This window comes from Sphingobacterium sp. UBA5670 (assembly GCF_002420705.1).
Taxonomy (GTDB): domain Bacteria; phylum Bacteroidota; class Bacteroidia; order Sphingobacteriales; family Sphingobacteriaceae; genus Sphingobacterium.
The window spans coordinates 246,612-258,336 of sequence record NZ_DIIM01000003.1 but is presented as its reverse complement, the minus strand read 5'-3'; the positions used below and the strand labels follow the sequence as shown (position 1 = coordinate 258,336).

8 protein-coding genes and 1 tRNA gene are annotated in these 11,725 nt (G+C 40.7%); 7 read left to right on the top strand and 2 right to left on the bottom strand.

Going from position 1 to position 11,725, the window contains the following annotated elements; genetic code table 11:
- Positions 1-71 precede the first annotated feature (71 nt).
- From B3C94_RS03880 to B3C94_RS03850, 7 genes are all read left to right on the top strand, one after another.
- Positions 72-143: transfer RNA gene (locus B3C94_RS03880), tRNA-Glu, on the top strand.
- A 729-nt stretch (positions 144-872) separates the two neighbouring features.
- Positions 873-2,339, top strand: coding sequence for an IPT/TIG domain-containing protein (locus tag B3C94_RS03875; RefSeq protein ID WP_293899316.1), 1,467 nt, complete (start codon positions 873-875; stop codon positions 2,337-2,339).
- Between the two features lie 11 nt (positions 2,340-2,350).
- Positions 2,351-5,440: a SusC/RagA family TonB-linked outer membrane protein gene (locus tag B3C94_RS03870; RefSeq protein WP_293899313.1), complete on the top strand. Its 3,090-nt coding sequence runs from the start codon at positions 2,351-2,353 to the stop codon at positions 5,438-5,440.
- Positions 5,441-5,451: 11 nt separating this feature from the next.
- Entirely contained in the window at positions 5,452-7,509 is a 2,058-nt protein-coding gene (locus tag B3C94_RS03865; protein WP_293899310.1) for a RagB/SusD family nutrient uptake outer membrane protein, read from the top strand.
- 15 nt (positions 7,510-7,524) lie between these two features.
- Complete coding sequence (locus tag B3C94_RS03860) at positions 7,525-8,508, top strand: DUF4973 domain-containing protein (RefSeq protein ID WP_293899307.1); 984 nt, start codon at positions 7,525-7,527, stop codon at positions 8,506-8,508.
- Positions 8,509-8,564: 56 nt separating this feature from the next.
- Positions 8,565-9,311 carry an aspartate/glutamate racemase family protein gene (locus B3C94_RS03855; protein WP_293899304.1) on the top strand — a complete coding sequence of 249 codons (747 nt, stop codon included), beginning with the start codon at positions 8,565-8,567 and terminating at the stop codon, positions 9,309-9,311.
- Positions 9,312-9,419: 108 nt separating this feature from the next.
- The gene (locus B3C94_RS03850; protein ID WP_293899301.1) at positions 9,420-10,124 is read left to right on the top strand and encodes a pirin family protein; all 705 of its coding nucleotides are present in this window, start codon (positions 9,420-9,422) and stop codon (positions 10,122-10,124) included.
- A gap of 30 nt (positions 10,125-10,154) precedes the next feature.
- Here B3C94_RS03850 and xseB read toward each other — a convergent pair whose 3' ends face one another.
- Together xseB and xseA are read right to left on the bottom strand one after the other, a co-directional pair.
- The gene (gene xseB, locus B3C94_RS03845) at positions 10,155-10,376 is read right to left on the bottom strand and encodes an exodeoxyribonuclease VII small subunit (RefSeq protein WP_293899298.1); all 222 of its coding nucleotides are present in this window, start codon (positions 10,374-10,376) and stop codon (positions 10,155-10,157) included.
- A 42-nt stretch (positions 10,377-10,418) separates the two neighbouring features.
- A complete protein-coding gene (xseA, locus tag B3C94_RS03840; protein ID WP_293899295.1) occupies positions 10,419-11,705 on the bottom strand; it encodes an exodeoxyribonuclease VII large subunit in 1,287 nt (428 codons plus the stop codon).
- Positions 11,706-11,725: the final 20 nt, after the last annotated feature.

Sequence of the window (11,725 nt, the reverse complement as noted above, 5' to 3'; positions counted from 1 at the left end):
TTTTGGAATACTGATTTTAAGATCTATATTTGCAACTCCAAAAACAGCAATGTTCTTGGAGTTTCATAAAAGGCCCGTTCGTCTAGGGGTTAGGACGCAAGATTTTCATTCTTGAAACAGGGGTTCGATTCCCCTACGGGCTACAAAAGGAAAAACCTGCAAATTAATATTTGCAGGTTTTTTTGTTTAAACTCAACTCACACAATTAGCCATTTTTTTCAGCAATTGGATGATCTGCCAAATCTCTAAGGATATAGGACAAATTATTTTTTCAGATTCCTACTTTTTTGTTAAACAAGGTCATTATCATGGATCATGTAAAAAATGTCTCCCTCACTGTTATTTTTCCGTGATACAAATAAGCATATTATTGAGAAAATTCTATAGTATCAGAATCTTTACAATCCCTAAATTTGAGTAATCAATTATAGAAAGAAAACCTTAGAGAAGCATTTAGAAAGTCAAGATAGAAATTATCCATTCATTTCCTCCGTAAAAAAAGAGTAGGCAAACCGTAGAAATTTAAAAGGATTAAGGTCGACAGCTATTGCGAGTTTAAAATAGAAAATAAGTAGAAAAGTAATTTTAAAAACCGGAAGACTTTGAAGCGATTATCAGAAAGTCTTTTTTTAGCTTAAAATAGCTAATACCATTTAGCTTTATATAAAAGTAACCAATTATGTGGAAATTAAAACAAAGCGTTCGCCTATTAATAGGGCGGGCCTCAATCCGTTCGTCCTAAAATTATCCTATAACTATCAGTGATGTTAATGAAATTTTAATGGATATATCTCAATATCAATGAATCTGGGATTCATTGGTAGCGATATAGTAATGTTTATAGAATAAATTCTAACCAATAATAATATCTTATGAAAACTAAACAAGCAGCAAGCTTTAGCTGGCTATTGTATCGATTAATCTGGGCTATTGTCGGGCTAAGTTTAAGCGTTGTAAGTTGTAAAGATGATAAGCCTGTCAGTGTCAATGAGGGGATCCCTTTTGATCCTTCCCAACCTGTGGTTGTATCTGACTTTGCTCCATCATCTGGCGGGGTAGGCCAGCGTCTGGTAATCTACGGTAAAAACTTTGGTAATGATCCGAAGAATGTAGCGGTCTTTATCGGCGGAAAACAGGCTGTCGTTGTCAACGCCTTGGGGGAATCACTGTATTGCCTTGTGCCTAAACAGGCATTTAAGGGGGATATTGAGGTCCGGGTCGGTAATCAGGACAAGCAAGTTGTTGGTAAAGCTGAGAAAATATTTGATTATCAAAGAAAGATGGTTGTGTCCACATTAGCAGGCTACAGAAATGCGCGTGGCGATGAGCCTTGGAGAGATGGTAAATTCAAGGATGCTGATGAGAATAAAATGGCGAGTGGATTCTGGGAGCCTTCTTTTATGAAGTTTGATCCTGCTAACCCAAAATATCTATGGATGACCTTTGATAACAATAATGGTTTATACCTTGTCAATTTTGAGGATAGTACGATCACAAAAAAACGTTCGGATTTTGACCGTCCACGTAGTGTTGATTTTACTTTGGATAAGAAGTACATGATTATTGCTGAGGATCGCGGCGGCGAGAATGACCGGGCAACTTATCGCTTATCGCGTGATAAAAATTGGCAGGATAGGGAAGTTCTAACAACCTATAAACAGTGTAATGGCGCCTCGATTCATCCGGTAAATGGAGAAATGTATTTCAATAGCTATGAAAAAGGACAGTTTTTTCGATTTGACCTCAATAAATACTTTAGTGAAGGTCTAGGCGTCAAAGATTATGAAACGTTATTTGTTGTGCATGATCCACAATGGGAGTACAAGATTTTCATTCATCCGACGGGGAATTATGCTTATATCGTTGTCATCAATCAAGGCTATATTCTCCGTGTAAATTACAATTGGGAAAAGAAGCGTTTTACACAGCCTTACCTCGTATGTGGTCAAATTAGAGCTTTCGGTTATCAAGATGGCGTCGGCTCTTCAGCGCGCTTAAATAATCCTTATCAAGGTGTATTTGTAAAGAATCAAGCCTATGTTGATGCGGGTAAGAATGACGCGTATGATTTCTATTTCACGGATCAGATGAATCATGCGATTCGGATTTTAACCCCTGAAGCAAGTGTTACAACGTTTGCAGGTAGAGGAAGTTCTAGTCTCAACAGTAATCCTTACGGTTATGTAAACGGGGATTTGCGTTTAGAAGCCCGATTTGACCGCCCATCAGGTATTGCTTATAATGAAGCGGAAGGAGCGTTTTATATAGGAGATCAAGCCAATCGTCGTATTCGTAAGATCGCACTTGAGGAGATGGACCAAAGTAGCCAAAACCGATAAATACAAAAATTATGAAAAGATTATTACTGCTATTTACACTGCTGTTCGCGGTGATTGGAATAACCGCAGCTCAAGAAAGCGTGGAGGTTATTGGCCTTGTCACCGATGTTCAGAAGACACCTATGATCGGTGTGAGCGTGTCGGTAAAAGATGCTCCCGGATGGGGAGTAGTAACCGATAATAACGGACGTTATAAAATTAAAGTCGATCGCTATAAAACACTTATTTTTTCTTCTGTTGGTTATCAGAAGAAAGAGGTATTGGTAAAAGATAACCTTACAATTAATGTCACCTTGCAGGAAGCGGAAACGAGTGTTTTAGATGAAGTTGTTGTCACAGGTACAGGTACGCAAAAGAGACTCACCTTAACAGGGGCTGTAAGTACAGTAGATGTGGAGACCATGAAATCAAATCCTACATCCAGTATTACAAATGCCTTAGCTGGAAATGTACCCGGCGTGATGGCGATGATGCAGTCTGGACAGCCAGGTAAGAACATTTCTGAGTTTTGGATACGGGGGATTTCAACTTTTGGAGGGGGAACATCGGCTTTGGTGTTAGTCGATAATATAGAACGGGATATCAATGATATCAACATCGAGGATATTGCTACCATTACTGTCCTTAAAGATGCCGCTGTAACGGCAATTTATGGTTCTAAAGGAGCTAATGGCGTTATTTTAATTACAACCAAACACGGTAAGGAAGGTAAAATTAACATCAATATAAAAGATGAGAATATTTACAATACACGTACCATTACACCTGAATTTGAGGACGGTGTAACCTATGCAAACTTGCTAAATGAAGCACGTGTTACCCGAAACAATGCTCCGGTCTATCAGCCCGAGGAACTCGAAATCTTACGATTGGGCTTAGACCCAGATCTTTATCCGAATGTGAACTGGAAAGACCTGTTGCTCAAAAAAGGAGCGATGACTTACCGTGCTAATTTAAATTTAAGTGGCGGTGGACCAACTGCGCGTTATTTTGTGTCAGGAAGCTATGTTGATGAGGGCGGGATGTATAAAACAGACGAAGCTTTACGCAAGGACTATAATACAAATGCAAATTTTAGACGTTGGAACTATCGTCTAAATACCGATATCGATATAACAAAATCGACTTTGCTTAAGGTTGGTGTGGCTGGAGATCTCAGTAAAAGGAATAGCCCCGGATTAGGTGATGATTTCTTTTGGGGAGTACTATTTGGATATTCACCCATAAGAACCCCAATAATGTATTCTGATGGCCGGGTACCTGCAATTGGCGAAGGCAATATGACAAATCCATGGGTAGTGGCAACACAAACAGGTTTCAACGAGAACTGGACAAATAAAGTGCAGACGAATATTACCCTCGAACAGAATTTCGATTTTATTACAAAAGGTCTTCGTTTTCGTGGAATTGTCGGCTACGACACTTTTAACGAAAATAACATACAGCGACGAAAATGGCCAGAGCAATGGCTCGCCGAACGTGCAAGAGACGAAAATGGCGAAATAGTTTATAGACATATATCAGACCCGAGAGAAATGTACCAATACAGTCTATCCAAAGGAGACCGGCGTGAATTCTATGATATGATGTTTAATTATGATCGAAATATCGGCGATCACCATATTGGAGGGGTCGCTAGATTTACACGTGACGCACTTGTCAAAACAGTCGATCTCGGAGATGATATTAAAAACGGCATCGCGATACGTAATCAAGGTTTGGCCGGCCGTGTGACCTACAATTGGAAATCACGTTATTTTGTGGATTTTAACTTCGGATATAATGGTTCCGAAAACTTTGCCATTGGTCAGCAGTATGGGTTTTTCCCTGCATTTTCAGGAGCGTGGAATGTTTCCGAAGAAACTTTTGTCAAGGAAAATATGCCTTGGATGAACATGTTCAAGATTCGTTATTCTTGGGGTAAAGTGGGGAATGATCAGCTTAAAATTGGAAATGATCTGGAACGCTTTCCGTATTTATATACAATTTCTGGTATTTCTAGTGTGTATAGATGGGGAGACTATGGTGTTGATCGGAACTATACGGGGTTAAGATATAGCCAAGTTGCTTCTCCATATGTGACCTGGGAGATGGCTGTCAAGAAAAATTTAGGCTTTGATCTAGCCCTGTTTAAAGATAAAGTTATCGCCAACCTAGATTTCTTCGATGAAAAACGAACAGGTATTTATATGGAGCGTAGATATTTGCCAAGTTTGGTGGGATTAGAAAGCACACCAAGGGCAAATGTGGGGGCGGTTAAATCGCGTGGTTTCGATGGGCGTTTGGAGTATAAGGGGAAATTGGGAGAAGTTAATCTGACAGGGCGGAGTAATATTACCTACAGTAAAAATGAAATTACGGCGATCGATGAAGAAAATAATGTATATGGTTATCAAAATCAAAAAGGCTACCGGGTAGATCAGGCTGTTGGATTGATTTCTTTAGGACTTTTTAAAGACTATGATGATATTCGTAACAGTCCAAAACAGAACTTCGGAACTTACCAGCCTGGAGATATCAAATATAAGGATGTGAATGGTGATGGCGTCATCGATGACGGGGATCGGGTTGCTATCGGAGCAACGAGAAGACCCAATCTGATCTATGGTGTAGGCGCTTCGGCAAGCTGGAAAAATCTAGATATCAGTGTGCACTTTCAGGGTGCCGGTAAATCCACTTTCTTTACCTATGGCAAGACCGTATATGCCTTTAGCGAAGGAGAATGGGGCCAAGTAATGAAAGGTAGTATGGGCGATAATCGATGGATTTCAGCGGATATTTCTGGAAATCCAGCAACAGAAGATCCAAATGCTTCCTATCCGCGTCTAAGTTACGGACCTAATCCGAATAACTTTAGGGAGTCTACCTTTTGGCTGCGTAATGGACAGTATCTTCGACTCAAAACAATAGATATTGGTTATAGCCTGCCTAAACATCTGGCCAATCGGATCCGGGCAAATAGCATTCGATTTTTTGTCATTGGCAGCAATCTTGTAACCTGGTCAAAATTCAAATTATGGGATCCAGAACTGGCAAGCCCGAGGGGAGAAGATTATCCATTGCCAAAGTCGTTCACCTTTGGTGTTAATGTTAACCTATAAAATTTAAAGAAATGAAAAATAAGAAATTATATGTTGTATTCATGCTTCTGCTCGGCACAGGCGTCATTTCTTCTTGTACAAAAGATTATTTAAAGTCTGATCAATATTTCAAGGATCGTCTCACCACGGATAAAGTATTTAAAAGTAAACTCTATTCGGAGGAGTGGTTGGCAAATGTATTTTTAGAGTTCAAAGGTGAGAATGCGGATGTAGCAAGTAAAGGGCTTACTCCACACTGTTTTGCTGACGATATGTACTACGGTGATCGCGATAAGGATTATGATCCGTCAAAAAATGAATTGTCCTACAACATGTTTAAGATGGGGCTTTATACGGAGAATGATAAACAGGGGACATGGTCACAATGCTACCGTGGTATTCGAAATGCAACCACCTTTATTCAGAACATCTATATGAATACAGAAATGTCTGCTGCTGAAATAGCGGACTACCGTGGGCAAGCGCGTTTTGCAAGGGCCTATTTATACTGGCTTTTGCTTCGCAAATATGGTCCCATTCCATTGCTGCCAGACGAGGGCTTAGACTATACGGATAGCTATGATAATTTGGCGATCGCACGCAATACTTATGAAGAATGTGCCAATTATATCAGTAATGAGATGCTGCTGGCTGCAAAAGAAATGGCGGCTTTGGGCATGAAGCGAAGCCAAGATGGTTCTGCCCGTCCTAGTGTAGGAGCGGCTTTGGCAACGCGGGCCAAAGCATTATTATATGCAGCGAGTCCGCTGGCCAATGGCAATAATACAAGTATTGGGGCGAGATTGCTTGATAATAAAGGAAAACGTTTGCTTTCCGCGGAATATAATGAGGAGAAGTGGGCTAAAGCGGCAGCGGCGGCACGAGATGTAATGGAGTTAGGTGTATATCAATTGTATTGGACAGGATTGCAAACAACGGGAAATGAAGCAACAGTGATACCGCCTAAAGATAACAATTTCTCGGAAAAGAGCTGGCCTGATGGCTGGGCAAATATTGATCCGGCGAAATCGTATGCCCAAGTATTTGACGGGACATTGCCTGCCTCTGGAAATCCTGAGTTAATCTTCACACGTGGTACCAATCAGGAGAATGAGGGGATAGATGCCATGGTTGCACATCAGCTCCCGCGCTCGGCGACAGGATGGAATACCCATGGCCTGACACAAAAACTGGTTGACGCTTATTATATGGATAACGGAACGGATGCACCCGGTATGGATAAAGAAATAGGTCGTGGAAATGGATCAAATCGCTTGAGTGGCTATGTATCGCAAGAAGATTATGACAAAGGCAAATACAAGCCACTGCGCCCGGGAGTCTCTTTGCAATATGCGAATCGCGAACCCCGCTTTTATGCATCTGTTGCTTACAATGGCAGCTTCTGGACATTGTTAAACGAAACTCAAGAACGTAATCGAAACCAACAGGTGTTTTTTTATCGCGATAATGACAAGGGTAATGGGTTTAACTCATCCAATGCCTATTGGCTCCGTACAGGTTTCGGTGTTAAAAAGTTTGTCCATCCCAATGATACTTATGAAGGGGGAAGTATGGCTCGTATCGTACCGAAAGCAGAGCCGGCAATTCGATATGCGGATATTCTACTCATGTACGCTGAAGCATTAAATGAGCTGGGCGGATCCTATAGTATTCCATCTTGGCGTGGCGGTGTTTACACCATTAGCCGAGATATTGCAGAAATGAAAAAGGGGATACAGCCTGTACGAATTCGCGGCGGTGTGCCAGATTACAGTGCAAGTATATATAGCAGTAAAGTGGAGCTTAGAAAGACGCTGAAGCGTGAACGCTTTATAGAGCTTATGGGAGAGGGACAGCGTTACTATGATTTACGCCGTTGGATGGACGCTCCCGTAGAGGAAGCTTTGCCTATATATGGCTGCAATATCCTCATGAATCAAAAAGATCGCGATCTTTTTCATCAACCAGTTGCGGTATGGGCTTTAAAAACAACTTTTGCGGACAAAATGTGGTTTTGGCCAATTAGTCATAGCGAACTTAAACGCAATAAAAACTTAACACAAAATCCTGGATGGACTTACAACGATTAATCAATTAGATGTCTTATGAACAAGTTATATATACAATTCTTTTTATTCCTGATGCCCTTCATTTTTGGGGCCTGCAATGACGAATGGAAAGAGGAACAATATGAACATTATATTTCTTTTAAGGCTCCTTTAGACAACAACGGAGTTTCCAATATTTATGTTCGCTATAAGGATGCTGCGAAAAGTACCTTTTTACAGCCTTTGATTGTCAGTGGATCAACCAATAACGAATCAAATTTTGCGGTTCGGGTCGGAATTGATGCGGATACCTTAAATGTGCTGAATTTTGAACGGTTCCAAAATCGGAAAGACTTTTATTACCAACAATTAAGCAGCAATTATTTTTCGTTTCCCGCGACAGTCAATATCAATTCGGGCGAAAACACGGGCTTACTGGCGATAGATTTCTCTTTGAAAGGCATTGACATGACTGAAAAATGGGTGTTGCCGCTGACGATTATGGATGACCCCTCTGCAAACTATAAAGGACATCCTCGAAAGTATTACAAGAAAGCAATACTTCGGGTTAATCCATTCAACGATTATTCCGGCAATTATTCGGGTGCAGCTCTCTTAACTAGAATGGAGGGACAAGAAAATGAGACACCAGTCGTAAAAAGCGAAATCCGAAGTTATGTGGTCGATGAAAATACTGTTTTTTTCTATGCGGGGAATATTGACGAGGAAAGACAAGATCGACGGAATTATAAGATATACGCAACCTTTACGAAGACGGGGACAGTGACTTTCCGCTCGGACAACCCCAATATCAAGTTTGTTGTGAATAAAGATGCGAGTTATACAGTCTCGGAAGCAATGGATAAAGTTCGCCCGTATCTGAAGTGGCGTTGGCTGACGATTAATAATATTGATTATGAATTTACGGATTATACCATGATTCCGAATGTACCGATTCGCTATAAAGTTGCTGGCTCACTTACGTTGGAACGAAAATTAAACACACAGATTCCTGATGAGGACCAAGCGATAGAATGGTAATTTCTACAAACCATTTGTAAAGCTATTGGTTATATCTAGATAAAAAAATAGTTTTTATGATTGGAATAGTAGGTGGACTTGGCCCTTATGGCGGTCTAGATATTGCAAAGAAAATTATAGATGAGACGGCGGCAAGATCCGATCAGGAACACTTGCCGCTCTTGTTATTCTCATGCCCAAATGTGATCCCTGATCGAACGGCATATTTATTGGATAAATCCAATGATAATCCTGGAAAAGCTATTGCAGGGATTTTAAGAAAACTTGAAATGGCGGGAGCGACTATAGCGGCGGTTCCATCCAATACAGCGCATGCAGAACCTATTTTTTCTGTTGTTCAGGATGAAATGGCGCGCACCGGAAGTGCATTGAAACTATTGAATATCGTTCATGAGACCGTCCGGTTTGTGGATGCAAACTATCCCGAAATGACAGTAGGAATACTATCTACTACGGGCGAACAGATCTGCAGTTTATATCGTGAGGCTTTTATCCGTAAAGGCTTTATTGTTGTCGAGCCGGAAGGACCACAGCAAGAAAAGGTAAATAATGCGATCTATGATGAAGATTATGGAATAAAGGCACAGCCGGTGCCAATCGCTAATAAAGCAAGGGAGGATTTATTACTGGTCGTGGATGACCTGAAGAAAAAGGGTGCGCAGGTCATTATTTTGGGTTGTGCAGAATTGCCCTTGGCGATTCCGGAACGGGATTACAATGGTATGATTATCATTGATCCCAATCGGATTCTCGCGCGTGCGCTCGTTCATGCGGCTGCTCCAGATAAGCTAAAACCATTGTAGTGATGTCTTTTGACAAATTGTCATATTGTTGACGTAAATTCCTGTTGGTATGGGTTTTGCCTCTTGGTAAGTAGAAGCTTATGCAGTAAGGAGGACAAAATGCAAAAGATGATATACCGTGAAAATGATCGGGGCCATGTTGATTTCGGCTGGCTAAAAAGTGCGCATTCATTTAGTTTTGGGCAATACTTCGATCCGGACAAAATGAGTTTTGGAGCATTACAGGTGCTGAATGATGATCAAGTCGAAGGAGGGCAGGGTTTTGATCGTCATGATCACAACAACATGGAAATAGTTAGCATACCACTGGAGGGGGCACTGGTACATCAGGATAGTATGGGCAATGGGCATACGATCCAAACAGGAGAAGTACAGATCATGTCTGCAGGTACAGGTGTGCAGCACGCCGAGTTTAACGCCGATCAGAAGGATCTTGTTAAATTTCTTCAGATCTGGGTGATGCCTAACGAAACAGGGCTTAAGCCAAGATACGATCAGAAATCCTACCTTCAACTAGATCGGAATAATAAATTTGTTACTATTGTTTCACCAGATAAAATGGATCACAATGCTGTACATATACATCAGGATGCCTATTTTAACTTGGCAGACATTGAAGCGGGTAAAAAGATAGACTATACTGTTCATTTCGAACGAAATGGGCTTTATCTTTTTGTTTTGGAAGGAAAGGCCCTTGTCGAAAGTGAAACGCTTTCAAGAAGAGATGCCATTGGTTTATACGAAACAGAAAAAATAAGCATTGAAGCTTACTATGATACCTCGTTGCTGCTCATTGAGGTGCCGATGTATTAGGTGGATGAAAATCAAGCTTATTATGATATATCATTCCTCATCATGAGTATTCTGATCCGGGGATAGCTTTTGCAGTAAATTGTTAACTTCGTCTTCTGTTGCTGTTAATTTGGCTTTACAGACTTGAATAAGATCGGATGCTCTCTTGATTTTTCCGGCGAGCTCATCAATATTAGTCGTGCCATTTTCAATCTCCCTTACAATGATCTGTAACTCATTAAAGGCGTCTGTATAAGTATAATTCTGTTCCATTCTTTTATTCTTGCGTAAAATTTTTGGGTCTTAATAACTCACTTAATTTTTCTTATCTTCTTGAATTTCTTGCGGAGATGTCTCTATTACGGTACTAATTAGTTCCCCATGTTCAAGTATCGTCTGTATGACATCTCCTGGAGATACTTGTGTAACGGATTGAATCAGTTTGCCATTGACCTTCGTAATTGAGAAACCTTGTTTTAAAAGGCGAATTGGATCAGAGAGCTGAATAATCCGCTCGGTATGTGCTAGTGCTGTTTTGCACTCATAAAACCGTAATTTTATTAATGAGTGAAGCTCATTTTGAATTTGTTGTATAGCCGTGCTTGAAGTCTGAATTTCTCTTTTTCCAACCCATTGAATATGTGTTGCCAATTGAGATAGTGTATGACGTTCTTCTTTAAATCGGGTAAGAATCAGCTGCTGTATACGTTCTGCAGCCCGATCGATCGGGATGGCAAAATTATGAAACTTCTGAATCAGAAAATCGGCAAGTTCACTGGGGGTAATCGCATTCTTATAGGCGACCATTTCACTAACGGTATAGTTGGTCGAATGCCCAATTCCCGTCAATACAGGAATAGGAAATATAGCAATAGCCCGTGCTAATAGATAGTTGTTGTAACTGGAAAGTCCGACCTCCCCACCGCCGCCACGAATAATAGCGACAACATCATACATACTGATTTTTTCAGCAATAACAGCAAGCTGCTTGATAATAGAAGGCACCGACTTGTCCCCTTGTAATAAGGCCGGAAAGAGCGTGCATTCTATCCGGTAGCCCCATGGGTTTTGGTTGATAATCTTGTAGAAATCTGAAAGCCCTTTACTCGTTTCCACTGATATAATTGCAAGCCTTTTGGGAACAACTGGAAAGGCAAGCGATTTATTAGACTCATAAATGCCCTCTGCCTTTAGCTTTCGGATACTGTCTATCTTTTCCTTTTCAAGTTCACCCAAGGTAAATGTTGGATCAATATCAACAATACGTAGGCTGAGCCCGTACATGGGGTCATAGGAAATACTTGCCTGAAATAACATCGTGATCCCTTCTCGTAAAGGTTCTTGCGCGACTTTAAGAAAATTGTTGTTGATACGATTGTAATCAGCTTTCCACAAGATGGACCGAATCTCAGCGACAATTTTACCATCCTGTTTTTCGACCAGTTCAGGATAGCAATGCCCCGAATGTGTATAATGATTGAGCTTATTCATTTCGGCTTTGATCCAATACAAGCTCTTATACCGTTCTGCAAGCGTCTTTTGGATACTGCGGCTGACTTCCAGTAAGGAAAATATTGTTTTATCTTGAATCATTTCTGGCATTAGTCAAACTTACAGAAAAA